Origin of the sequence: Streptomyces sp. NPDC015139, from assembly GCF_043079785.1 — a bacterium.
In the GTDB taxonomy this organism is placed as follows: domain Bacteria; phylum Actinomycetota; class Actinomycetes; order Streptomycetales; family Streptomycetaceae; genus Streptomyces; species Streptomyces albidocamelliae.
The window spans coordinates 67,195-91,228 of the sequence record NZ_JBIBUW010000018.1 but is presented as its reverse complement, the minus strand read 5'-3'; the positions used below and the strand labels follow the sequence as shown (position 1 = coordinate 91,228).

Here is a 24,034-nt window from a genome sequence, read left to right as displayed (position 1 = left end):
CCCGCTTCCCAGGCGGCACCCGAGCCCCCTCCATGTCGCCGCCCGACCGGACGGCGGAGCCTCCAGCCCGGGCCCGCCCGGTTCCGTAGCGGTGCGCCAACTTCTCCTCGAGGTAGCCGCGTACCGGCCGGGGGCGCGGAGGCTCTGGTTCGGCCCCGGCCGGTTCCGTAGCGGTGCGCCAACTTCTCCTCGAGGTAGCCGCGTACCGGCCGGGGTCGCGGAGGCTCTGGTTCGGCCCCGGCCGGTTCCGTAGCGGTGCGCCAACTTCTCCTCGAGGTAGCCGCGTACCGGCCGGGGTCGCGAAGGCTGTGGCTCAGCCCCGGCCGGTTCCGTAGCGGTGCGCCAGGTGCTGTTCGAAGGTCAGCTTGCCCACCGCGTGGTCCGGTGCCAGGTGGCCGCCCGCGCGGAAGGCGCCGTAGGCCCTGCCGAAGAGCGGGAGTCGCACGATCGGACGGCGCCGGCCGGTGGCCCGCAGGTAGGACCGGGCCAGCGAGTCGAACGAGCGCACCTCCGGACCGCCCATGTCGGGCACCCGTCCGGCCGGTGCGGCGAGCGCCAACTCCGCCAGGCGACCGGCCACTTCCGTCACCTCGACGGGCTGGTCCCGCACCCCCGCGGGGAGCACCAGGACCGGCGACTTGGCCAGCCCCCGCAGAACGGTGACCACCAGGTCGTGGAACTGCGTCGTGCGCAGCACCGTCCAGCCCAGCCCCGATTCCTCGATCTGCCGCTCCACCGCGAGCTTGCTCCGGTAGTAGCCGAACGGCACCCGGTCGACGCCGACGATGGAGATGTAGAGGAGGTGCCCCACCGAGGCCCGCCGTGCCGCCTCGATCAGGTGCGCGGCCGCCGTCTCGTCCCCGCCCCTGGGGCTGCTCGCGCAGTGCACGACGGTCTCCACGCCCGCCAGGGCCGCGTCCAGCCCCTGGCCGCCCTCGCGCAGATCGACGGCGTACGGCTGCGCGTGCCGGCTGAGTACCCGCACCTCGTGCCCGCCCGCCCGCAGCTCGTCCGTGACGACCCGGCCGAGCGTTCCGGTTCCGCCGGTCACCAGGATGGTGGTCATGCTGTTCTCCGTCCCCTCAGGACACCGCGGCACCCCTCCGGGGCACCCTTCGGGAGTGAGACGTGGGACGGCCCCGTAAACGTGACATGGCACCGTGACACGACCCGGCGGCGGGCAAGGGCCGTCGTCACCGCCGCCGGGCCCGCCCGCACCCTAAAAGGACTAGACCAGTGTGGTCAATGGGTTCGAGCCAAGGTCAACGCGGCACCTCGACACGGAAGTTGACCGGCGGCGCTGCACGGAGCAAGGCCGGTGACACGTACTGTGAGCGAACCCACACCCGCCCCCTGTCTGAGGGAGCGTCCGGCGTGGCACACTGGCCGTGTACCAGAAGCAGCGCACTCCGGGGTCGGTGAAAGTCCGAACCGGCGGTTACAGTCCGCGACCCGACCGCTTCCAGCGGCCGGTTGACCAGGTGAAATTCCTGGACCGACGGTTAAAGTCCGGATGGGAGGCAGTGCGCGGCGGGCGGGCATGCGTCATGTGTGCGCGCCGCCGTATCTGGACTCGTCCGTGTGCGGACGTGTCCTTTTCGGCGTCGCCCCCGATGTGTGTTCACCCGTTGATTCTGTCGTCTTCGACAGGCCCCGGAGTCCGTGCCCCCATGAGGCAGGAGGACCCGGGAAGTGTTCACCGGAATCGTCGAAGAACTGGGTGAGATCACAGCCGTCGAGAACCTCGGCGACGCCTCCCGTTTCCGGCTCCGCGGCCCCGTCGTGACCGAGGGCGCGCAGCACGGCGACTCCATCGCCGTGAACGGGGTCTGTCTCACCGTCGTGGAACACGAGGGCGACGAGTTCACCGCCGACGTCATGGCCGAGACGCTCAAGCGCTCCAGCCTGGGCGCGCTCACCGTCGGCTCCCGGGTCAACCTCGAACGCCCCATGGCCGTCGGCGCGCGCCTCGGCGGGCACATCGTGCAGGGCCACGTGGACGGCACCGGGCAGATCCTCGCCCGCACCCCGTCCGAGAACTGGGAGATCGTGAAGGTCTCGCTCCCCGCGGACCTCACGCGCTACGTCGTCGAGAAGGGTTCCATCACGGTCGACGGCATCAGCCTCACCGTGGTCGACGCCGGCGCCGACCACTTCACGGTCAGCCTCATCCCGACCACCCTCGCCCTGACCACCCTCGGCCACAAGCAGCCCGGTGACCCCGTCAACCTCGAGGTCGACGTCGTCGCCAAGTACGTCGAGCGCCTCCTCGGCGACCGCGTGCAGGGAGCCACCAAGTGAACTGGCTGAACTCCGAGGCCTTCACCCTCTTCGGCCAGCACATCATCTGGTCGGACATGGTCGGCAACATCCTCGGCCTCATCACCCTCGCCCTCGGCTGGCGCCGCTCGCTGTGGACCTGGCCCGTGCAGTTCCTGTCCGGACTCGTCCTGTTCGCGGCCTTCTACGGCCACCTGACCGGCAGCGCCGGCAAGCAGGTCGTCGTCATGGCGGTCGCGCTGTACGGCTGGTGGCAGTGGCAGCGCAACAAGGACCGGGCCGTGGACGGCCACATCGTCCCCCGGTTCGCCACCTGGCGTGAGCGGGCCGCGATGCTCGGCGCGGCGGCCGTCGGCACCGTCGCGGTGGCCCTGCTCTTCACGGCCTACCCGTCCCTGTCCTGGGACCCCTGGCCGGACGCCTACATCTTCGTCGGCACCGTCGTCGCCATGTACGCCCAGGCCAAGGGCATGGTCGAGTTCTGGTTCGCCTGGCTGCTCGTCGACCTCGTGGGCGTACCCCTCAACTTCGCCAACGGCTACGCGTTCTCCGGCTTCGTCTACGTCATCTACGGCGCACTCGTCCTGTGGGGCATGCGCGACTGGTGGCTGCGCTCCCGCAGGAGCCCGCAGCCCGTCCTGGAAGGAGCGCCGGCATGACCTCGGCACCGATCCTGTACCGCACGGACGACATTGAGAACTTCCAACTCGACCCCGTGGAGCAGGCCATCGCGGACATCGCGGCCGGCCGCCCCGTCGTGGTCGTCGACGACGAGGACCGCGAGAACGAGGGCGACCTCGTCATCGCCGCCGAGAAGGCGACCCCCGAGATCGTCGCCTTCATGATGAGCGAGTGTCGTGGCCTGATCTGCGCCCCCATGGAGGGTGAGGAGCTGGACCGGCTGCGGCTGCCGCAGATGGTCGAGGACAACACCGAGTCGATGAAGACGGCGTTCACCGTCTCCGTCGACGCCTCCGCCGCGCACGGCGTGACCACCGGCATCTCGGCCGCCGACCGCGCCACGACGCTCCAGCTGCTCGCGAACGGCACCGCCGAACACACCGACTTCGTGCGCCCCGGCCACATCTTCCCGCTGCGCGCCCGGCCCGGCGGCGTCCTCGTCCGCGACGGCCACACCGAGGCCGCCGTCGACCTCGCCCGGCTCGCGGGCCTGCGCCCGGCCGGCGCCATCGTGGAGATCGCCGGCGAGGACGGCCGCATGCTGCGCCTGCCCGAGCTGATCCCGTTCGCCCGCAAGCACGGCCTGACGATCATCTCCATCGAGGACCTGATCGCCTACCGCCGCGGCAGCGAGCCCACCGTCCGCCGTGAGGCCGCGACCCGGCTGCCCACCGCGCACGGCACCTTCACCGCCTACGGCTACCGGTCCACCCTCGACGGCGTCGAGCACGTCGCCCTCGTGCACGGCGAGATCGGCGCGGGCGAGGACGTCCTGGTCCGCGTCCACTCCGAATGCCTCACCGGAGACGTCTTCGGCTCCCTGCGCTGCGACTGCGGCCCCCAGCTGGACACCTCCCTGGCCCGCATCCAGGAGGAGGGCCGCGGCGTCGTCGTCTACCTGCGCGGGCACGAGGGACGCGGCATCGGACTGCTGTCCAAGCTGCGGGCCTACGAGCTCCAGGAACGGGGCCGTGACACCCTCGACGCCAACCTGGAACTGGGCCTGCCCGCCGACGCCCGCGACTACGGCGCAAGCGCGCAGATCCTCGCCGACCTCGGCGTCCGCAGCGTCCGGCTCATGACCAACAACCCCGACAAGACCGACGCGCTGCTGCGCCACGGTCTGCGGGTCACCGGCCGCGAGCCGATGCCGGTCCAGGCCGGCGAGCACAACATGCGCTACCTGCGCACCAAGCGGGACCGGATGGGACACGACCTGCCCTGGCTGGACACGCCCGCCGTGTCGGCCCCCGCGGCCGCGCCCGCGGCCACCTGCGGCAACCAGTAAGCGAAAGCACTTAGGAGAGACGTGAGCGGCAAGGGTGCACCGGAGCTGTCCGTACGCAACGCGAGCGACCTCAGGGTCGCCGTCATCGCGGCACAGTGGCACGTGAAGGTGATGGACGGTCTGGTGAACGGCGCCCTGCGCGCCCTGCACGAACTCGGCATCGACGAGCCGACGCTGATCCGCGTCCCCGGCAGCTTCGAGCTGCCGGTCGCCGCCAAGGTCCTCGCGGGCCGCGGCTACGACGCGGTGGTCGCCCTCGGCGTCGTCATCCGGGGCGGCACCCCCCACTTCGACTACGTGTGCCAGGGCGTCACCCAGGGCCTCACCCAGGTGTCCATCGAGACCGGCGTCCCCGTCGGCTTCGGCGTGCTCACCTGCGACACCGAGGAACAGGCCCTGGACCGGGCCGGTATCGAGGGCTCCAACGAGGACAAGGGCCACGAGGCGGTGACGGCGGCGGTGGCGACCGCGGCCACGCTGCGCTCAGTATCCGAACCCTGGCACTAGGGAGTCGCCCGAACCGCGTAGGGTGGGACCACCATGTCCAAGAAGACGTTCGAGGAGCTCTTCACCGAGCTCCAGCAGAAGGCCGCCCACGGCGACCCCGCCACCTCCCGCACCGCCGAACTGGTCGGGAAGGGCGTCCATGCCATCGGCAAGAAGGTCGTCGAAGAGGCCGCCGAGGTCTGGATGGCCGCCGAGTACGAGGGCAAGGAGGCGGCTGCCGAGGAGATCTCGCAGCTGCTGTACCACGTCCAGGTGATGATGGTCGCCCGCGGGATCTCCCTGGACGACGTCTACGCCCACCTGTAAGCGCGCCCTCCGCACCAGCCGCAAGAAACCCCTTCACGCAAAGGAAGCCGACCTCATGCTGCGCATCGCCGTCCCCAACAAGGGTTCACTGTCCGGCCCTGCGGCGGAGATGCTGCATGAGGCCGGCTACCAGCAGCGCCGCGAGTCCAAGGAACTGCGCATCGTCGACCCGGAGAACGAGGTCGAGTTCTTCTACCTCCGCCCCCGCGACATCGCGATCTACGTCTCCTCCGGCAAGCTCGACATCGGCATCACCGGCCGTGACCTGCTGATCGACTCCGGCGCCGACGCCGAGGAGATTCTTCCGCTCGGCTTCGCCCGCTCGACCTTCCGCTTCGCCGCCAAGCCGGGCACCGCGAACGGCATCGAGGACCTCAAGGGCAGGACGGTCGCCACCTCCTACGAGGGGATCGTCGCGGGACACCTCGCCGACCGCGGCGTCGACGCCTCCGTCGTCCACCTGGACGGCGCCGTCGAGACCGCCATCGAGCTGGGCGTCGCCGAGGTCATCGCGGACGTCGTCGAGACCGGCACCAGCCTGCGCAACGCCGGCCTGGAGGTCTTCGGCGAGCCGATCATGAAGTCCGAGGCGATCGTCGTCCGCCGCACCGGCGCCGACTCCGAGGAGGCGAAGGTCCAGCAGTTCCTGCGCCGCCTCCAGGGCGTCCTGGTCGCGCGGACCTACGTGATGATGGACTACGACTGCCGGGTCGAGCAGCTGGAGAAGGCCGTCGCGCTCACGCCCGGCCTGGAGTCCCCGACCGTGTCCCCGCTGCACAACGAGGGCTGGGTCGCGGTCCGCGCCATGGTCCCCGCCAAGGAGGCGCAGCGGATCATGGACGACCTCTACTCCATCGGCGCCCGCGCCATCCTGACCACGGCCATCCACGCCTGCCGCCTCTAGGGGTACGCCAGAGATGTCCGACGTTCCCACCCTTCCCGTCACCTTCCGGCCGGGCCACACCCGGGCCATCCTGCTCACCGCCGGTGCCGTGATCTTCCTGGTGATCTCCGGGGTCGCGCTGCTGCTCGAGCTCGGCCCGGGGGAGCGGCTCACCTTCGTCCTCACCGGGGCCCTCAGCTTCTGGGCGCTGGCCCAGATCGCCCGGGTGCGGGTCGTCGCCGACGAGTCCGGCGTCACCGTGGTCAACATCGCGAGCAGGCGCCGCCTGGACTGGGCGGAGATCGTCCAGGTGAACCTCCGTCCGGGGGATCCCTGGGTGTTCCTCAACCTCAGCGACGGCACCAGCCTGCCCGCGCTCGGCATCCAGCCCGGCCTCGCCAGGCAGCGGGCCATCGCCGACGCGCGCGTCCTGCGGGAGCTCGTCGAGACCCGCTCCGCGGCCCGCCGCGCACAAGATCAGGGCTGACTCGGGGCCGTCCGCCCTGCCCCACTGGCCCGTGTCTTGATTAATCTGGTGACTGGAGGCGTTTCGCTGCGCCTCCGCCCCTGCGCGCCACCCGGCGCCCGGGGGTTCCTGCTACCCGAGGAGTGACTCCCTCCGGCGATGGACGGATCGTCCTGTAGTACCTGCGCCGCCCCTACCCGACATACCGGGAAGGCGGTGGCAGCGTGACCATCTCTTTGCTGCTCCTCGGAGCGGCCCTCGTGCTGATCCTCGCCAACGGCTTCTTCGTGGCCGCCGAGTTCGGCCTCGTCACGGTCGAGCGGCCGGACGCCGAGCGGGCCGCCGCCGAAGGCGACCGCCGCGCCCTTACGGTCGTGGAGTCGCTGAAGGAGCTCTCCTTCCAGCTCTCCGGCACCCAGCTCGGCATCACCATCACCTCCCTGGTCGTCGGCATGCTCGCCGAACCGGCCCTGGCCGGGCTGCTGCACAGCCCGTTCGCCGCGCTCGGCATCCCCGAGGGCGCCGTCTCCGGCGTCGCCGTGGTCGTCGGGATGCTGCTGGCCTCCGCCATCCAGATGGTGATCGGCGAACTCGTACCCAAGAACTGGGCGGTGTCGAAGCCGCTGCAGGTCGCGCGCTTCGTCGCCGGCCCCCAGCACCACTTCTCCCGCCTGTTCCGGCCGGTGATCGCCGCACTCAACACGGTGGCCAACCGGCTGGTCCGCGCACTCGGCGTCGAGCCGGCCGACGAACTGGCCTCCGCCCGCACCCCGGGCGAACTGGTGTCCCTCGCCCGGCACTCCGCGCAGGCCGGCGCCCTGGAACAGGACACGGCCGATCTCTTCGTCCGCACCCTGTCCCTCGGCGAGCTGACCGCGCAGCACGTCATGACCCCCCGGGTGAAGGTCAGCGCCCTGCAGGACTCGGCCACCGCCGAGGACGTGGTCAACCTCACCCGGGCCACCGGGCTGTCCCGCTTCCCCGTCTACCGGGAGAAGATCGACGAAATCGTCGGGATGGCCCACCTCAAGGACGCGCTGGCGGTCCCCGTGCACGACCGGCTGCGCACGCCGGTCGGCCGCATCATGCGCAAGGCCCTCCTCGTGCCCGAGACCCTGCCCGTCCAGCCCCTCCTTGCCCGCCTGCGCAGCGAGCAGCCCATCGCGGTCGTCGTCGACGAGTACGGCGGCACGGCCGGTGTGGTCACCCTGGAGGACATCGTCGAGGAACTCGTCGGCGAGGTCCGCGACGAGCACGACGCCAAGGACATGCCCGAGCTGGCCCCGGCCCCGCCCGAGGACGGCAGGCCCGCCTGGGACGCGGACGGCAGCTGCCGTGTCGACATCCTCCAGCGCATAGGCCTCGACGTGCCCGAGGGGCCGTACGAGACCGTCGCCGGACTGGTCGCCGACCTGCTCGGCCGCATCCCGGCCCCCGGCGACCGGGCCGAACTGCCCGGCTGGCGGCTCTCGGTCCGGCAGGTCGGCCACTACCGCGCCGAACGGGTCCGCCTGGTCCGGACGGTCCCCGCGGTGAACGTCATGGAGGCCGTCCGATGAGCGTCCTCCAACTGCTCTTCGCCGCGCTGCTGGTACTCGCCAACGGATTCTTCGTCGGCGCCGAGTTCGCGCTGGTCTCCGTGCGCCGCAGCCAGATCGAACCGCTCGGCACCGTCCGGGCCCGCCAGGTGCTGGTCGGCCTGGAGCGGCTGCCGCAGATGATGGCCGCCGCGCAGTTCGGCATCACCGTCTGCTCCCTCACGCTCGGCGCGGTCGCCGAACCGACGGTGGCCCACCTGCTGGAACCGATGTTCGAGGCGATCCATCTGCCGGACGGTGTGGTCCACCCCCTCGGCTACGTCATCGCCCTGGCCGCCGTGGTCTTCTTCCACCTGGTCATCGGCGAGATGGTGCCGAAGAACCTCGCGATGGCGGCCCCCGAGAAGGCGGCACTCTGGCTCGGCCCCGGCCTGGTCTACTTCGCCCGCCTCTGCAAGCCGATCACCGTGTCCCTCGGCGCCTGCGCCCAGGGCATCCTGCGTCTCTTCCGCGTCGAGCCGAAGGACGAGGTGGAGGCTGTCGTCACCACCGAACAGCTGAACCGCCTGCTGGAGGACTCCGGTCAGGCGGGCCTCCTCGCCCCCGAGGAGCAGGAGCGGCTGGAGGACGCCCTGGAGCTGGGTTCCCGCCCGGTGACGGACGTCCTGCTGCGCCGGGAGTCCCTGGTCACGGTGGCCCCCTCGGTCACCCCGGGCGAGATCGTGGAGCTGACCGCCCGTACGGGCTACTCACGCTTCCCGGTCGCGGCGGGGGAGAAGGGGCCCTTCATGGGATACGTCCACGTCAAGGACGTCCTCGACCTGGAGGACTCCGAACGCGCCGTACCCCAGCACGTCTGGCGCCCCATGACCACCCTGCGCGCCGAGCTGCCGCTGGACGACGCGCTCACGGTGATGCGCCGGGCGGCCACCCACCTGGCCCAGGTGGCCGACCCCACCGGCCGGGTCCTCGGTCTGGTCGCCCTGGAGGACGTACTGGAGCTGCTGGTCGGCGAGGTACGGGACCCGGCGCACCGTGAGGTGCCCGACGTCAGGCTGACCGAGCCCAGGAGCAGCGGGGAGCCGGAGGGAGCGCTCGCCGGCTAGCCCGGGCGGTGTCCGGGGATCCGCGCGACCGCGCGCGGGCCCGGCACGGGCGGGGAACCGGGACGCCGTCGGCTACATGGCCGGCGGATCCTGCGGGCCCCGCCCCGACAGCACCTCGCCGTACGCCTGCATCAGGTCCGGCAGCCGCAGGGTCGCCAGGTCGTCCCGGGACAGTGAGCCGACGCAGGTCGACAGCCGCAGATCCCGGTACGCACAGCTCTTCTCGTACAGGGTCCGCAGGAACCGCCCGTTGCCCAGCTCGTCGATCCACCCCTGATCGACCACGTGCCCGGCGATCGACCGCAGCTCCTCCTGCGCCTCCCCGTCCCACCGGTCACCGTTGTCGGCCGCCAGCACCTTGCCGATGTCGGTGAGCTCCTGCGGCCGGTAGGAGGGGAAGTCCACCCGGGTCGTGAAGCGGGAGGACAGCCCCGGGTTCGCCGCCAGCAGCCGGTCCATGCCCTCCGGATACCCGGCCAGGATCACCACCAGATGGTCGCGGTTGTCCTCGGCCCGCTTCAGCAGCACCTGCAGGGCCTCGTCGCCGTACGCGTCCCCCTTGCCGTACCCGGAGTTGGACAGGGAGTACGCCTCGTCCACGAACAGCACCCCGCCGATCGCGGAGTCGATGAGCTCGTTGGCCTTCACGGCCGTCTGTCCGAGGTACTCGCCGACCAGGTCGGCCCGCTGGGCCTCCACCAGGTGGTCCCCGCCGAGCAGGCCGAGGGCGTAGAACACCCGTCCGAGGATGCGCGCGACCGTGGTCTTGCCGGTGCCGGACGGCCCGGAGAAGACGAAGTGCCGCTTCGGCGGCTGCACCGGCAGCCCCTGCCCGGCCCGCAGCCGGGCCATGTTCAGCTGCGCGGACAACGCCTTGACCTGGCGCTTGACCGGTTCCAGCCCCACCATCCGCTCCAGCTCGGCGAGGGCCTCCTCCAGCAGCGCCGGATCGGTCGGCCCGGCGGGGATCGCCGAGGAGCTCACCCCGGTCTTCACCCGCACCACCGGATCGGTCACCGACGGCAGGGGCCCGGTCGGCAGGTCGGGCTCGGGCAGCCGCAGATCACGGCCCTCCATGCCGAACACCGGATCGAAGAGGTCGGGCCCGTCCGCGGTGTCCTGCCCGGCACCGGTCAGGGTGATCGCGGCGAGATCGGCGTCGTCGTACCCGTCGCCCTCGGCGATCGCGGCGAGCCGGGCCGAGGTGTCCATGAAGGCCGGGTCGACCCGGTGCACCGCGCGGTACAGCGGGAGGGCGGCGGCCGAGCGGCCGGTCCCCTCGTGGGCGCGCGCCAGCCAGTACCGCAGCTCCTTGCGCTGCGGCTGCTCGCTGCGGCAGCGCATCAGCGCAGCGGCGAGCAGCGGCTCGGCCTGTCCGTACATCTCCAGCCGGACCCGGGCCATGCCGCCGAACAGGCCGGCCTCGATGCCGAGCAGGGTTTCGTCCAGCAGCGGATCGGTGTGCCGGACCAGCTGCTCCCAGTCCTTGACCAGATAGGCACGACAGGCGTGCAGGAAGCGGACCTGCGGGTCGGTGTCGACCGGGGGCAGCCCGGCGAGGGCCCGGTCCAGCTCCGGCACATGCCGGCCGTCCAGCCAGTGCGAGGCGTGCGCGAGCAGCAGGTCCCGCGGGCTCTCCAGCACCGGCTGCACCCACCAGCCCAGCCAGTACCAGGAGTTGAGGGTCCTGCGGTGCCGGGCCCGCTGTTCCCCGAAGCGCTCGCGGTGCCGGAACATCCGCAGCAGCGCGGTCGTCGTGTCGACGCGCAGTGCGTGCAGCCCGAGCCAGGCGTCCGCCATGCCCGGATCCATCCGCACCGCGGTGCGGAACTCCTCCTCGGCCTGCGGGTAGGCACCCACCGTGTAGGCGTCCACACCCCGCAGCCAGGCAAGATCGGCCGGGGCCTCGGGGCCCTGCGTGCCGAAGTCCATCCCGTCCCCCCACAGACCGTGTCCCCGTGGTTCACCACCGGGCAGGCATCCGACGGCCGCCGCCGTCGAACCGCCGTGCCGCGGACCGGAGTTGCAGGTGCTCGAGGCAGCAGCTCGAAGGTCGCACCGAGGGCATCGTACCCGCGGGGAGACCGCGTTCCGAAGGGTGCCGCACAGGCCGTCGGGGGAGGTGGGAGCAGACGGGGCGCACACGATTCGGTGACCGAGGGTGAACGGATCGGTGCGCGCGGCGCCCGGAAATCCGGCCGCGGACAGAACGAAGCCCCCGATCACGGGGGAACAACCGGGGGCTTCGCGTCTGAGGGGCGGCTCCGAATGGCCGCACATTCAGAACGTAAGTCCTGTACGGGCTGTGGGTCAAGCGAAGTTGAGGCACTCGGAGAAGTTGGGCCACGGGCGTTTTCACACCTTCACCACATCGCCGGTGGTCCCTCACTCTGGGTAGCGATGTGGTCCGGTCCGGGCGACGATCCGGGCCCCGGAAGTACCTCGTACCCCTCCGCTATCTGCAGTACCAGCAGATCGGCATGGGGGCGTGAGGGGTCGGTGGCGAAGTGCGCCTGCTCCGCCCGGATCCACCCGTCCCAGAACTCCCGCTGCTCCGCCCCGTCGCGCGAGCGGCCCCGCGCCCAGGACTCCTCCGGCGGCAGCTCCATCCACAGCAGCCGCGCCAGATACGGCCGCAGTGCCCGCCGGCCGGCCCCGACGCCCTCGATCAGCACCACGGGCGCCGCCGGCAGCGGCCGCGGCGCGCCGAACGTGCGGGTGCGCCAGTCGTACGGGGTGCAGGACGCGCTCTCACCGCGGGCGAGCGGGTGGATCACCTGGGTCATGAGCCGGTCGGTCCACGCGAAGAGCTGATCGTGGCTCGCGATGTCGTCGAGGCGGAGCACCGGTGCCCCGCCGAGCGCGGCCGCCAGCCGGCCGGCGAAGGTCGACTTCCCGGAGCCGGCGTGCCCGTCGACGCCGATCAGCCGGACCGGCCCCAGGGAGGGGGGAAGCCCGCGCAGCCGGGCGGCGAGGTCGTGAATGGTGATTCCCGAGGTGTGGTGCCGTGTGGGGGTTTTACGGAAACAGTGTAGTGACGGCGCCCGCGACGCCCGGACCACCCACGGGATCGGGCCAAAGGACGTCGCAATTTGAACCATCGGCTGGCGGCCAGTCAATGTTCCCGATAAACAATCCGAATCCCCTGACCGATATGTCGAATTCGGCGTTCCGGGTGCGCCCGCCGCTGAGTAAGGTGCCTTCTGCGCAACTGCGACGCGTCGAACGGGGACGGACGGGTGGAGATGGCCGCGGAGTTATTCGAAGGGCAGTATGTGTGGCACCCGGCGGCCGACGACCGTGTCCTGGCAAGCGTTTGCGTCGATGTGCGCGCCGGACGATATCGGCACGCGCACGAGGCGCTCGCCGAGACGCGTTCCGACTTCGCCCTGCGTGCCCACCGCTCACTCGTCCTGGCCTCCGAGGCGGCCGGCACCGACCTGGTCGAGCGCTGGCTGGACGAGGAGCCGTCGCCCGAGGCGGCGCTCCTGTGGGCCCGGGTCGCGGTGCAGCGCGCCCTGCGGGCCGCCGACCAGCGGGACGACCGTGCGCAGGCCCTGGAGCGGATCGCGCTGACGGCCTGCGACCGGGCCGCCGCCGCGGCTCCCCGGGATCCCACCCCCTGGGTCGCCAAGCTGGCCATGGCCCGGCTGCACCGGCTGCGCGACCCGGCCCCGCAGGGGCTGCTCACCGCGCCGCCCGGCCCCTGGCGGCTGTTCGCGCACGTCCTCTCCCTGGACCCCTGGCACCGCGAGGCCCACCACCGCTTTCTGTCCTGTTTCTTCACGCGGCACGGCGGTTCGGTCAACGCCGCCTGGGACGTCGCCGCCTTCCTCAGCCAGCGGGCGCCCGCCGACTCCGTCCTCCGGCTGCTGCCCCTGGTGGCCCTGGTGGAGAGCTACAACCCGACCCAGCTGCTCGCCGACCGGGTCTGGGAACAGCCCCAGTGGCGCTCCACCGCGCTCGCGATCTACCACAACTGGCTGCCGGCGGTCGCCGGTTACCGCTTCACCCCGGTGCTCGACCTGGCCTACCTCGCGCACGCGCTGGTCATGGCCCAGCGCGAGTTCGAGGCCCGGGCCGTGTTCGCGGCGATGGGTCCGTACGCCTCGCGCATGCCCTGGAGTGCCTTCGGCGACCCCGTCGAGCAGCTTTCCCGGGCCCGGCGCACCTGCGGACTGCCCGTGCCCGGACCGGCCTGACCCCGCACGTCCCCCCACCTTCCCCCGGAGAGAAAGGCCGATCTGTGTCGGAACGGACATCGACGCCGCGGACCGAGGCCCGCGCGGGCGACGCCCCGGTCGTGCTCGACGACGACGCGACCCTGCACGCGATGGGTTATCCGCGGAAACTCACGCGGCGCTTCAAGGCGTTCGACAATTTCGCGATCTCCTTCACCATCATCAATATCCTCTCGGGTATTTTCTCGTCCTTCGGATTCGGTATGAATGCGGGCGGCCCCCGCATTCTCGTGTTCGGCTGGATAGGCGTGTCCGTCATGGTGCTGCTCATCGGCGCGGCCATGGCGGAAGTCGCCTCCGCCTATCCGACGAGCGGGGCGCTGTATTTCTCGGCCGGTAAACTCGCCAAGCGGCACAAGGGCGCCTGGTCGTGGTTCACCGGCTGGCTGAACTTCGTGGGCCAGATCGGCGGCACCGCCGCCACCGGCTATGCGGCGGCCACCTTCATCCAGGCGTTCGTGCAGCTGCAGTGGCCCTCCTATCAGCCGACCGTGCACCAGACGGTGCTGATCACGGCCCTGGTCATCGTGCTCCAGGGGCTCGCCAACACCTACACCGTCCAGCTCGTCGCCGTACTGAACCGGATTTCCGTGTGGTGGCTGCTGATCGGACTCGTCGTGATCGTGGGCGCACTCGTAGTGATGCCCGATCAGCATCAGTCGGCGTCCTTCGTGACGCATTTCGAGAACAACACCGGCTTCACGAACGGGCTTTACGGCGGCATGCTCGGCCTGCTGGTCACCAGCTGGACCTTCACCGGGTTCGACGGCAGCTTCCACATGTCCGAGGAAACGGTCGGCGCGACGGTCAACGCCCCGAAGGGGATCACCCGGGCCATCGGCTATTCGGCGATCACCGGACTGATCCTGATGCTCGCACTGGTCTACAGCATCGGTGACTACGCCAAGGTGGCCGGTTCGGGTACGCCGCCCGTCCAGATCCTCATCGACGGGCTCGGTCTGGGTGCCGCCAAGGTTCTGCTCCTCATCGTCATCGGCGCGATGCTCTTCTGCGGTCTGGCCAACCTCACCAGCAACACCCGGCAGATCTTCGCCTTCTCGCGGGACGGCGCCATGCCGGGCTCCCGCTGGTGGCACTCGGTCTCGCTGCGCACCCGTACGCCGGTGAAGGCGGTGTGGCTCGCGGTGGGCTGCTCGCTGGTCCTGGTGGTGCCCGGCTGGTGGTCGCACACGGCGTTCACCGCGATCGTCAGCGTCAACGTGGTCGGCCTGTTCCTCGCCTACGCCGTGCCGATCTTCCTGCGGCTCAGGCTGGGCGACGCGTTCCGGCCCGGGCCCTGGCACCTGGGCCGCTGGGGCCGGCCGATCGGCTGGCTCGCGGTGATCTGGATCCTGCTGAGCAGCGTGCTGTTCATGCTGCCGCAGGCGTCGCCGATCACCGTCGACTCCTTCAACTACGCGCCGATCGCCCTCGCCGCCGTCCTGCTCGTGGCCACGGTGTGGTGGTTCGCCAAGGCCCGCCGCCGCTTCCAGGGCCCGGTCAGCTACGGCCGCCCGGACGAGGTGGCCGCCATGGACCTGGTCTGACCTGCCCCCCTGATCCGGCGGCCGACCCCCACGACTCCCCCGCCGTCTCGGCTCGGCCCGGTCGTCCCGACCCCTCGATCACCCCGGCCCCGGCGCGCGGCAACCCGCACGCGCCGGGGCCTTCATGCACCTGGCGGGAATCTCCCCCCAGGCCCTCCGCCACCGTCGTGGAAGATCGACCCCACCCCCGAGAAAGCCCTTTCAGTGGCGCAGACCAATATTCATCGCGCCGCATGTGCGGAAGTGCTGGCAGGGGCATGCCGCCTGATCCATAGTTGGCGCACACACCGTGCACCGGACCAGCCCCGACTCGCACCCCTGGGGGTCAAAGCGCCCATGAGCAGAGCCGAACAGCCGTCCCGCAGAACCGTCCTGGCCGTCGCCGTCGCCGCCGCGGTGACCGGCGCGACGGCCACCACCGCCAGCGCACAGCCGACCGCCGCCCGGACCCGGGCCTCGGGCCCGACGCCGGCCCGCCCGATCGACTACCACGCCTGGACCACCCACCACGAGTGGCGTTCCGGCGTATCCGAGGGCACCCGGGCCGTCCCGGGCGCCCGCCCGGGCGTCGTGATCGCCGTCCCCGTCGGCCGCAGCGACTACACCGACCCGCACACCGGCACCACCGCCACCTGGGAGTACGCCACCTGGACCTCGGGCGTGCACCGGCTCACCGTCCCGGCCACCGAGGTCGTCGCCTCCTGGAACGCCCACACCCCGGACGGCACCTGGATCCAGGTCGAGCTGCGGGGCACGTACTCGGACGGCACCGACACCCCCTGGTACGTGATGGGCCGGTGGGCGGCCGGCGACCAGGACATCAAGCGGACCTCCGTGGACGACCAGACGGACGGCAGGAGCACCATCTGGACGGACACCTTCTCCATCGACGACGCGAGCACCGGTCTGCGGCTGACGGCGTACCGGCTGCGGCTCACCCTCTACCGCAGGCCCGGCACGCGTCTGACGCCCACGGTGTGGCGGCTCGGGGCCATGGGCTCCGACATCCCCGACCGTTTCACGGTCCCGGCCTCCACGCCGGGCCTCGCCCAGGAGCTGGCCGTACCGCGCTACTCGCAGGAGATCCACAAGGGGCAGTACCCGCAGTACGACAACGGCGGCGAGGCCTGGTGCAGCCCCACCTCCTCACAGATGATCATCGAGTACTGGGGCGGCCGGCTCACACCCGAGCAGCTGTCCTGGGTGGACCCGTCCTACGCCGACCCGCAGGTCGACCACGCGGCCCGCTTCACCTACGACCACCAGTACGAGGGCTGCGGCAACTGGCCCTTCAACGCCGCCTACGCGGCCACCTTCCACGGTCTGCAGGGCGTGGTCACCCGGCTCGCCTCGCTGACCGACCTGGAGACCCTGGTCGCCGCCGGCATCCCGGCCATAACGTCCCAGTCCTTCCTCAAGACCGAGCTGACCGGCGCGGGCTACGGCACCTCCGGGCACCTGATGACGGTCATCGGCTTCACCGCGGACGGCGACGTGATCGCCAACGACCCGGCCTCGCCGGGCGACGACGCGGTACGGCGGGTCTACCTGCGCCAGGAGTTCGAGAACATCTGGCTGCGCACCAAGCGGTACAACGCCTCCGGCGGTGTGTCCTCGGGCACGGGCGGGGTCTGCTACCTCTACTTCCCCGCGCACCCGAGCCCCCGCCAGCGCAAGGCGCTCGCCGCGGTGGGAGTGCGCTGACCCGGCCCGTGTGAGCAACGTCTCCGCCGCGAACGCCGTCGCGGGTGGCAAGGTGGACAAATGGGTGGGGGGACTCCACTCCGTACGTCCGACCTCTGTGAGAAGCCATGACCGCACACCCCGCCACCGCCACCCGCGTCCGCACCGGCGGCCCCCAGGAGGACGGCCCGAAGATCCTCGAGCACGTCATGGGCTGGGTCCTCGTCGTGGTGGTCGCGATGCTCGTGACCCGGCTCGGGCTGCTCTGACCCGGCCCCTCACCCGGCCGGCATGTTCTGACATACTGCGGCTGTCCCACCGACCTACCGGACCAGGGTCGAAAGTGAATATGCCTCAGCAGCGTGCCGCCGCCCGTCCCCGGGTGGGCGGCACCGAGCGATCCACGGCGCGCCGTGCCGAACTCATCGCCATCGGACGGAAGTTGTTCGCGGATACGTCCTACGACGCGCTCTCCATGGACGACATAGCCCGCCAGGCGCATGTCGCCAAGGGGCTGATCTACTACTACTTCCGGTCCAAGCGCGGCTACTACCTGGCCATCATCCAGGACTCCGTGGCCGACCTCGTCTCCTTCGCGGCGAGCGGCACCGAGCTGCCCGCCAAGGACCGGGTCCAGCGCACGGTCGACAGCTATCTGCGCTACGCCGAGCACCATCAGGCCGCCTACCGCACCATCGTCAGCGGGGGCGTCGGCTTCGACGCCGAGGTGCACGCCGTCCGGAACGGGGTGCGCGAGGCGATCGTCGCCACCATCGCCGAGGGGGCGTACGGCCGCACCGACATCGCCCCGCTGGCCCGGATGGGCCTGCTCGCCTGGGTGTGCAGTGTGGAGGGCGCCACCCTCGACTGGATCGCGCGGCCCGAACTGTCCCGCGACGCCATGCGCGAGCTGCTGGTGAAGACGCTCGGGGGAGCCCTGCGCGCCATCGAGGAGCTCGACCCGGCCCACCCGGCCCCGTCGGCGGCCCGCCGGGACGTCTGACGCGCACGAGGGAGCGGAGGCTCGTGGTCCTCCGCTCCCTCGCCCCCCGTGGGCCGGGTCAGTGGATGGCCCTGATCAGCTCACCGCCCGCGGTGTCGCCGCTCAGCTCCCAGAAGAAGGTGCCGCCGAGGCCCTGCTGGTCCTTGTACGCCATCTTGGTGCCGATGGTCGCCGGGGTGTCGTAGCTCCACCAGTTGCTGCCGCACTTGGCGTAGGCCGTGCCGCCCACCGTGCCGGTCGCGGGGCACTTCGTCCTGAGCACCTTGTAGTCGTCGATGCCCTGTTCGTACGTGCCCGCCGCCGGTCCGGTCGCGGTACCGCCGGGGGCCGTCTGGCTGACCCCGGTCCAGCCGCGCCCGTAGAAGCCGATGCCGAGCAGCAGCTTGGCGGCCGGGATGCCGAGCCCCCTGAGCTTGGAGATGGTCGCGGAGGTGTGGAAGTTCGCCTTGGGGATGCCCGCGTACGAGTTCAGCGGAGAGTGCGGGGCGGTCGGGCCGGTGGCGTCCCAGGCGCCGAAGTAGTCGTACGTCATCGGGTTGTACCAGTCGACGTAACGCGCGGCGCCCGCGTAGTTCGCCGCGTCGATCTTGCCGCCGCCGGTGGCGTCGGCCGTGATCGCGGCGGTGACCGGACTGCCGGAGCCGAACTTCGACCGCAGCGCGGCCATCACGTTCTTGAAGGCCTCCCGTCCGCTGGTGTCGCAGGTGTTCCCGCAGGCGTTCGGGTACTCCCAGTCGATGTCGATGCCGTCGAAGACACCCGCCCACTTGGAGTTCTTGACCAGGTCGTAGCAGGACTGGGCGAAGGCGGCCGGGTTCTTCGCGGCCTCCCCGAAGCCGCTGGACCAGGTCCAGCCGCCGAAGGACCACAGGACCTTCAGCCAGGGGTGCTTCTTCTTCAGCTTGAGCAGCTGGTTGAAGTTGCCGCGCAGCGGCTGGTCCCAGGTGTCGGCGACGCCGTCGACGGACTCGGCGGCGGTGTAGGCGCGGTCGGTCGCCGCGTAGGAGTCGCCGAGCGCGCACTTGCCGCCGGTGACGTTGCCGAACGCGTAGTTGATGTGCGTCAGCCGGGCCGCGGAGCCCGAGGTCTCGATGTTCTTGACGTAGTACTTGCGGTCGTAGGTGCCCCATTCGGTGAAGTAGCCGACGACCTTGGAGCCGGCCTTCGCCCGGGGCGCCGCCGGGGCGGCCGCGGTCGCGGTACCCGCGCCGGCGAGCAGCCCGGCGCCGAGGACGGTGGCACACGCGGCGGCGACGAGCGCCCGGAACCGGGCGCGGGGACGGTGGGGAGTGTGCATCGGTGTGTCTCCTCGTGGGGGGAGGGGGACGCGCGCCGATTGGCATGAACGCGGTAAAGCGTTGGTCATGCACAGTAGGAGGACTAGACCACTAGGTCAATGGTTCGGACCAATCCGGGGCTGTCGGAAATTCGCCGCCGGAACTCCGAAGTAAGCGGTCGTTAACTGGTGACGCGAGCACGCCGATCGGGCATACTCACAGCGCAGCCGCTGGTCAGCAGCTTCCGAGACCCGGAGGCGGGCGCCTTCGGCAACCCGAACGATCAGGCGGAGCCGCCCCCACCCACGGGCCTACCGCTGGTGCCCGAACAGGGAGGAGACCGACGCCATGTCCGACCGCGACCCGCAGCCGGTGGAGCGTCAACTGCCGACGGAGGAGTCGAGGGATCTGCTCGCACTCGTCCGGGAGATCGCCCAGCGCGAGATCGCGCCGAAGGCGGCCGAGGAGGAGGACGCGGGACGCTTCCCGCGCGAGGTCTTCACCCTGCTCTCCGATTCCGGCCTGCTCGGCCTGCCGTACGACTCGGAGTACGGCGGCGGCGACCAGCCCTACGAGGTGTACCTCCAGGTCCTGGAGGAGCTGGCCTCGGCCCGCCTCACCGTCGGTCTCGGCGTCAGCGTGCACACCCTCGCCTGCCACGCGCTCGCCGGCTACGGCACCAAGCAGCAGCAGGTCGAGCACCTGCCCGCCATGCTCGGCGGCGGCCTGCTCGGCGCGTACTGCCTCTCCGAGCCCGCCTCGGGCTCGGACGCGGCCTCCCTGCGCACGAAGGCCGTCCGGGACGGCGACGGATGGGTGATCGACGGCACGAAGGCCTGGATCACGCACGGCGGCATCGCCGACTTCTACACGGTGCTGGCGCGCACGGGCGAGGACGGCCCGCGCGGGATCACCGCCTTCCTCGTGCCCGGTGACGCACCGGGGCTGAGCGGCGCGCTCCCCGAGAAGAAGATGGGCATGAAGGGCTCACCGACCGCCCAGGTCCACCTCGACGGCGTTCGGGTCCCCGACGGCCGGCGCATCGGCGAGGAGGGCCAGGGCTTCGCCATCGCCCTGGCCGCCCTCGACTCCGGCCGGCTGGGCATCGCGGCCTGCGCCATCGGCCTCGCCCAGGCCGCGCTCGACGAGGCGGTCGCCTACGCCACCGAGCGCCGGCAGTTCGGCCGGCCCATCGCCGACTTCCAGGGCCTGCGCTTCATGATCGCCGACATGGCGACCCAGATCGAGGCCGGCCGCGCCCTCTACCTCGCCGCGGCCCGGCTGCGCGACGCGGGCAGGCCCTTCGCCAAGCAGGCCGCCATGGCCAAGCTGCACTGCACCGACACGGCCATGAAGGTCACCACGGACGCCGTGCAGATACTCGGCGGCTACGGCTACACCGCCGACTTCCCGGCCGAGCGCTACATGCGCGAGGCCAAGGTGCTGCAGATCGTCGAGGGCACCAACCAGATCCAGCGGATGGTCATCGCCCGTCACGTGGCGGGACCCGAGGCTCGCTGAACTGACCCCGCAGGACCGTGGGGGCCGCCAGCCTGACCCACTCCGGGTCGTGGCGGCCCGGCAGGGTGCGGCCCCCGTCGGCCCAGACCCGCAGGAGATCGCGGTAGATGGGTGGGTCCTGCGGGGGAGGCGGCGGCGGAACCGATTCCGCCGGGCGAGGCACGAAGATGCGGCGCGGACGCCCGGTGACCGTGTGCAAGGGGGTCATGCCCCAAGAACGTGGCGCGGGCGCCGCGAGTTACCCCCCGGCCGAATCGCGCGTGCGTTCACCGCCGACGTCCGCTCCCTCCTCTGGCCGTCTCGGGTCATCTGACGTACCGTCAGCGGACTGTCTCCAGGGGGGGTGTCCGTGGCCGACGACGACCGACCCGTACCGCTCGACGAGTACCCCGTGCACCAGGTGCCGCTGTCCATGAAGCACGTGGCGACCGGGGACCGCAACGCCTACGACCGCTGCATCTTCCACGTCCTCGACCACACGGGCCGCGCCCTGCTCATCCTCGGCCTCGGCGTCTACCCCAACCTGGGGGTGATCGACGCCTACGCCACCCTCCGCACCGGGGACGTCCTGCACGCCGTCCGCGCCTCGGACGCCCTCGGCGAGGACCGGACGCGCCTCGCCGTCGGGCCGCTGCGCATCGAGGTCCAGGAGCCGCTGCGCCGCCTGCGCCTGGTCTGCGAGGACGAGCCGCTCGCCTACGACCTCACCTGGACGGCCGCCTTCCCGGCCCTGTGGGAGCCGCACCACCTCCAGCGCCGGGGCGACCGGCTCACCCTGGAGGGCCGGCGCTTCGTCCAGGCCGGGAAGGTCGCGGGCGTCATCCGGGCGGCCGGCGAGGAGCTCGCCGTCTCCGCCGACGGCTGGACCGGCACCCGGGACCGCAGCTGGGGTGTGCGCCCGATACCGGGCGAGGAGGGCGGCCGGCTCGCCGAGGACCACCCCGCCGAGGGCTTCCACTGGATCTGGTGCCCGGCCGCCTTCGAGGACCGCTTCCTGATGGTCGTCACCCAGGAGGACGCCGACGGCCACCGCTCCCTCAGCGACGCCACCCTCGTCCGCCCCGGCCGGCGCGACCGCCAGCTCGGCTGGCCGTACACCGACATCGGCTACCGCCCGGGCACCCGCCACCCCGAGCACGCCGTCGTCCACCTCGGCGACCCGCGCGAACCGCGGACCCTGGAGGTGGAGATCCTCACCTCCTCCCCGCTCGCGATCGGCGCGGGCTACCCGCCCGCCGGCGACTGGCAGCACGGGACCTGGCGGGGCCGGGGCTGGACCGACCGCCGTACCTACGACCTGACGTCGCCCGACCCCCTCGCCGCCTACGGCGTCACCGACCACTCCGCCCGATTCCGGCTCGACGGGCGGACCGGATACGGGATCTTCGAGCACGGCACCTTCGGCCGGCACGACCCGAGCGGCTTCACCGGATTCGACTCGGTCGCCCCCTGAAGGAGGACGAGATGGCCACCGCACCACGTCCCCGCACCACCACCCGCGACCCCGGCGACCTGGCCCGGCGCCTGACCGCCTGGCTCGGCACCCGACTGCCCGGCGCCGAGGCCACCGGCGTGACCGTCCCGGCCTCCAACGGCATGTCCAGCGAGACCCTGCTGTTCGACATCGACCACCCGCGAACCCCGGTGCGGGCCTGCGCGTTGCGCCTCGCCGCGGACCCGGCGGCCTACACGGTGTTCCCGGAGTACGACATGGCCCGCCAGTACCGCACGCTGCGCCTGGTGGCCGAGCACACGGACGTGCCCGTGCCCAGGACGCTCTGGCTCGAGGACGATCCGGGCCCGCTCGGAGCACCGTTCTTCGTCATGGCGCGGGCCGAGGGACGCGTGCCGCCGGACGTCATGCCGTACACGTACGAGGGCAGTTGGCTGTACACGGCGACCGACGCCGAGCGCGAGCGGCTGGAGGCCGCGACCATCGGGCTGCTGGCCCGCCTGCACGACCAAGTGCCCGTCGGCGAGGCCCGGTTCCTCACCCTGCCCGGCGAGGGCGACGCACTGCGCCGGCACGTGACCGCCCAACGCGCCTACTACGCGTGGGTGATCGACGGCCTGGCCCGCTCACCCCTCATCGAGGCCGCCTTCGACCGGCTGGAGCAGCTGTGGCCCCGCGATCCCGGTGACGCCGTGCTGAACTGGGGCGACGCGCGCATCGGCAACATCGTCTACGACGGTTTCGACCCCGTCGCCGTACTGGACTGGGAGATGGCGGCGCTCGCCCCGCGCGAGGTGGACCTCGGCTGGACGATCTACCTGCACCGCTTCTTCCACGATCTGACGACCGGCTCCGGGCAACGGGGGCTGCCCGGCCTCCTGCGCCGCGACAGCGTCGAGGCCCGCTACGCCCGGCTGACCGGCCACACCCCCCGGGACATGGACTTCTACACCCTCTACGCCGCACTGCGGCACGCGATCGTCATGCTGCGCATCGCCTACCGGCAGGCGTACTTCGGGGAGGTCGACGTCCCGGCGGACCCGGACGCACTGATCCTGCACCACGACAGTCTGCGCGCCATGGTGCAGGGCAGTTACCGGTACTGAGCCGGCCCTCCGGCAGGAGCCTCAGGCAGCCTGGCGGCGCATCTCCGCCACCCGCATCGGGCGCGAGCCGGGGCCACCGACGTGCGAGAAGGGCTGCGTCCGCCAGTCCAGGCCCTGGGGGAGCGTCAGCAGCAGGGCGGTGTCCTGCTCCTGCGGTGTGAAGTCCTCGTCCGCGGGGCGGGCCTCGGCCGCCGCACGGCCCGTGCCCGCGCAGACCGTGAGCCCGAACGGGTTCCACGGCGAGGCGCACAGGGCGTGCTCCGGCAGTGCCTCCTCGTCCGCCAGCAGCGCGATCGGCTGCGCGCAGTCCGGGCAGATCACCCGGTACATCTCGAAGGTGTCGTACGTGTCGAGTTCCTCGTCGAGGGCGTCGGGTTCGACGCCCTCCGGCTCGGGCTCGACGACCGGCTGCTGCCGCTTGGGCGTGGAGCGACCAGGGCGGTTGACACTCTGCATGGGATTCTCCCCCTAAGGCTGGGCCGTGAAGGCACTGCGGCCTCGACCACACCAAGCACTTCCCGTCAGCCCTCGGCGGTAATCACGAGAACATCACAGAGCCGGTTCCAGCCATGTGGTGTTCGTCACATGCCGTGCGCAGGTGCCCGGAGAGGGGACCGACGTGGTGCTTTTTGTATCGAACCGGCCATGACCTGCGCTCTCGGCTATCCGAGGAGATCAAGCGCACGGTAGGTTTTGGCGCCATGGAGGAGCTGGACCGTCAGATCGTGCAGCTGCTCGTCAAGGACGGGCGGATGAGCTACACAGACCTGGGCAAGGCCACGGGCCTGTCCACGTCGGCCGTGCACCAGCGGGTGCGCCGGCTCGAACAGCGTGGAGTCATCCGCGGCTATGCCGCGGTGGTCGACCCGGAGGCCGTGGGGCTGCCGCTCACCGCGTTCATCTCGGTGAAACCCTTCGACCCCAGCGCCCCCGACGACATCGCGGAACGCCTGGCCGGCGTCCCGGAGATCGAGGCCTGCCACAGCGTCGCCGGTGACGAGAACTACATCCTCAAGGTGCGCGTGGCCACCCCGCACGAGCTGGAGGAGCTGCTGGCCCGGCTGCGCTCCCTGGCCGGGGTCTCCACCCGCACGACGGTGGCCCTGTCGACGCCGTACGAGGCCAGGCCGCCGAGGATCTGAACCCGG

The 24,034-nt window shown here is 71.4% G+C and carries 23 protein-coding genes and 1 riboswitch; of the genes, 18 read left to right on the top strand and 5 right to left on the bottom strand.

Going from position 1 to position 24,034, the window contains the following annotated elements; all coding sequences use genetic code 11:
• Nucleotides 1-313: 313 nt before the first annotated feature.
• Complete coding sequence (locus ACF08B_RS34310) at nt 314-1,066, bottom strand: SDR family oxidoreductase (RefSeq protein WP_392320959.1); 753 nt, start codon at nt 1,064-1,066, stop codon at nt 314-316.
• Between the two features lie 334 nt (nt 1,067-1,400).
• Nucleotides 1,401-1,531: riboswitch (FMN riboswitch) on the top strand.
• 161 nt (nt 1,532-1,692) lie between these two features.
• Here ACF08B_RS34310 and ACF08B_RS34305 point away from each other — a divergent pair.
• The 9 genes from ACF08B_RS34305 (at nt 1,693) to ACF08B_RS34265 (ending at nt 9,055) form a co-directional block, all read left to right on the top strand.
• Complete coding sequence (locus ACF08B_RS34305) at nt 1,693-2,301, top strand: riboflavin synthase (protein ID WP_392320958.1); 609 nt, start codon at nt 1,693-1,695, stop codon at nt 2,299-2,301.
• Nucleotides 2,298-2,939, top strand: a complete 642-nt coding sequence (locus ACF08B_RS34300; protein WP_392320957.1) for a nicotinamide riboside transporter PnuC — start codon at nt 2,298-2,300, stop codon at nt 2,937-2,939. The genes ACF08B_RS34305 and ACF08B_RS34300 overlap by 4 nt, the downstream gene beginning before the upstream one ends.
• On the top strand, nt 2,936-4,249 hold the full coding sequence (locus ACF08B_RS34295; protein WP_392320956.1) for a bifunctional 3,4-dihydroxy-2-butanone-4-phosphate synthase/GTP cyclohydrolase II: 1,314 nt from the start codon (nt 2,936-2,938) through the stop codon (nt 4,247-4,249). The genes ACF08B_RS34300 and ACF08B_RS34295 overlap by 4 nt, the downstream gene beginning before the upstream one ends.
• 21 nt (nt 4,250-4,270) lie before the next feature.
• A complete protein-coding gene (ribH, locus tag ACF08B_RS34290; protein WP_392320955.1) occupies nt 4,271-4,756 on the top strand; it encodes a 6,7-dimethyl-8-ribityllumazine synthase in 486 nt (161 codons plus the stop codon).
• A 33-nt stretch (nt 4,757-4,789) separates the two neighbouring features.
• The gene (locus tag ACF08B_RS34285; protein WP_023552153.1) at nt 4,790-5,062 is read left to right on the top strand and encodes a phosphoribosyl-ATP diphosphatase; all 273 of its coding nucleotides are present in this window, start codon (nt 4,790-4,792) and stop codon (nt 5,060-5,062) included.
• A 55-nt stretch (nt 5,063-5,117) separates the two neighbouring features.
• Nucleotides 5,118-5,966 carry an ATP phosphoribosyltransferase gene (gene hisG / locus ACF08B_RS34280; protein ID WP_093479230.1) on the top strand — a complete coding sequence of 283 codons (849 nt, stop codon included), beginning with the start codon at nt 5,118-5,120 and terminating at the stop codon, nt 5,964-5,966.
• A 13-nt stretch (nt 5,967-5,979) separates the two neighbouring features.
• Nucleotides 5,980-6,432, top strand: a complete 453-nt coding sequence (locus ACF08B_RS34275) for a PH domain-containing protein (RefSeq protein ID WP_392320954.1) — start codon at nt 5,980-5,982, stop codon at nt 6,430-6,432.
• A 203-nt stretch (nt 6,433-6,635) separates the two neighbouring features.
• Nucleotides 6,636-7,970, top strand: a complete 1,335-nt coding sequence (locus tag ACF08B_RS34270) for a hemolysin family protein (RefSeq protein ID WP_392320953.1) — start codon at nt 6,636-6,638, stop codon at nt 7,968-7,970.
• Nucleotides 7,967-9,055, top strand: coding sequence for a hemolysin family protein (locus tag ACF08B_RS34265; RefSeq protein WP_392320952.1), 1,089 nt, complete (start codon nt 7,967-7,969; stop codon nt 9,053-9,055). The genes ACF08B_RS34270 and ACF08B_RS34265 overlap by 4 nt, the downstream gene beginning before the upstream one ends.
• Nucleotides 9,056-9,127: 72 nt before the next feature.
• Here ACF08B_RS34265 and ACF08B_RS34260 read toward each other — a convergent pair whose 3' ends face one another.
• Both ACF08B_RS34260 and ACF08B_RS34255 read right to left on the bottom strand, forming a co-directional pair.
• Nucleotides 9,128-10,987 carry an AAA family ATPase gene (locus ACF08B_RS34260; RefSeq protein ID WP_392320951.1) on the bottom strand — a complete coding sequence of 620 codons (1,860 nt, stop codon included), beginning with the start codon at nt 10,985-10,987 and terminating at the stop codon, nt 9,128-9,130.
• Between the two features lie 431 nt (nt 10,988-11,418).
• The gene (locus ACF08B_RS34255) at nt 11,419-12,039 is read right to left on the bottom strand and encodes a uridine kinase (protein ID WP_392320984.1); all 621 of its coding nucleotides are present in this window, start codon (nt 12,037-12,039) and stop codon (nt 11,419-11,421) included.
• 261 nt (nt 12,040-12,300) lie between these two features.
• On the opposite strand from ACF08B_RS34255, the gene ACF08B_RS34250 reads away from it, so the two are divergent.
• The 5 genes from ACF08B_RS34250 to ACF08B_RS34230 all read left to right on the top strand — a co-directional run bounded on the left by ACF08B_RS34250 (nt 12,301) and on the right by ACF08B_RS34230 (nt 17,529).
• Nucleotides 12,301-13,257, top strand: a complete 957-nt coding sequence (locus tag ACF08B_RS34250) for a hypothetical protein (RefSeq protein ID WP_392320950.1) — start codon at nt 12,301-12,303, stop codon at nt 13,255-13,257.
• 44 nt (nt 13,258-13,301) lie between these two features.
• Nucleotides 13,302-14,843 (top strand): amino acid permease, encoded by a 1,542-nt coding sequence (locus tag ACF08B_RS34245; RefSeq protein WP_392320949.1) that lies wholly within the window; start codon nt 13,302-13,304, stop codon nt 14,841-14,843.
• A 336-nt stretch (nt 14,844-15,179) separates the two neighbouring features.
• Nucleotides 15,180-16,547, top strand: a complete 1,368-nt coding sequence (locus ACF08B_RS34240) for a peptidase C39 family protein (RefSeq protein WP_392320948.1) — start codon at nt 15,180-15,182, stop codon at nt 16,545-16,547.
• Nucleotides 16,548-16,654: 107 nt separating this feature from the next.
• Entirely contained in the window at nt 16,655-16,795 is a 141-nt protein-coding gene (locus tag ACF08B_RS34235) for an SCO1431 family membrane protein (protein ID WP_107423822.1), read from the top strand.
• Nucleotides 16,796-16,869: 74 nt separating this feature from the next.
• A complete protein-coding gene (locus ACF08B_RS34230; protein WP_392320947.1) occupies nt 16,870-17,529 on the top strand; it encodes a TetR/AcrR family transcriptional regulator in 660 nt (219 codons plus the stop codon).
• Nucleotides 17,530-17,587: 58 nt separating this feature from the next.
• Here ACF08B_RS34230 and ACF08B_RS34225 read toward each other — a convergent pair whose 3' ends face one another.
• Entirely contained in the window at nt 17,588-18,826 is a 1,239-nt protein-coding gene (locus ACF08B_RS34225) for a glycoside hydrolase family 18 protein (RefSeq protein WP_392320946.1), read from the bottom strand.
• 328 nt (nt 18,827-19,154) lie between these two features.
• Here ACF08B_RS34225 and ACF08B_RS34220 point away from each other — a divergent pair, with 328 nt between their 5' ends.
• From ACF08B_RS34220 to ACF08B_RS34210, 3 genes are all read left to right on the top strand, one after another.
• Entirely contained in the window at nt 19,155-20,327 is a 1,173-nt protein-coding gene (locus tag ACF08B_RS34220; protein WP_392320945.1) for an acyl-CoA dehydrogenase family protein, read from the top strand.
• A 412-nt stretch (nt 20,328-20,739) separates the two neighbouring features.
• Entirely contained in the window at nt 20,740-21,780 is a 1,041-nt protein-coding gene (locus tag ACF08B_RS34215; RefSeq protein WP_392320983.1) for a hypothetical protein, read from the top strand.
• 11 nt (nt 21,781-21,791) lie between these two features.
• Nucleotides 21,792-22,886: a phosphotransferase family protein gene (locus ACF08B_RS34210; RefSeq protein ID WP_392320944.1), complete on the top strand. Its 1,095-nt coding sequence runs from the start codon at nt 21,792-21,794 to the stop codon at nt 22,884-22,886.
• A 21-nt stretch (nt 22,887-22,907) separates the two neighbouring features.
• Here the strand turns inward: ACF08B_RS34210 and ACF08B_RS34205 are convergent, their stop codons facing one another.
• Nucleotides 22,908-23,342, bottom strand: coding sequence for a hypothetical protein (locus ACF08B_RS34205; protein WP_093479242.1), 435 nt, complete (start codon nt 23,340-23,342; stop codon nt 22,908-22,910).
• Between the two features lie 245 nt (nt 23,343-23,587).
• On the opposite strand from ACF08B_RS34205, the gene ACF08B_RS34200 reads away from it, so the two are divergent.
• On the top strand, nt 23,588-24,028 hold the full coding sequence (locus ACF08B_RS34200) for an Lrp/AsnC family transcriptional regulator (RefSeq protein WP_392320943.1): 441 nt from the start codon (nt 23,588-23,590) through the stop codon (nt 24,026-24,028).
• The last annotated feature ends 6 nt before the right edge of the window (nt 24,029-24,034 follow it).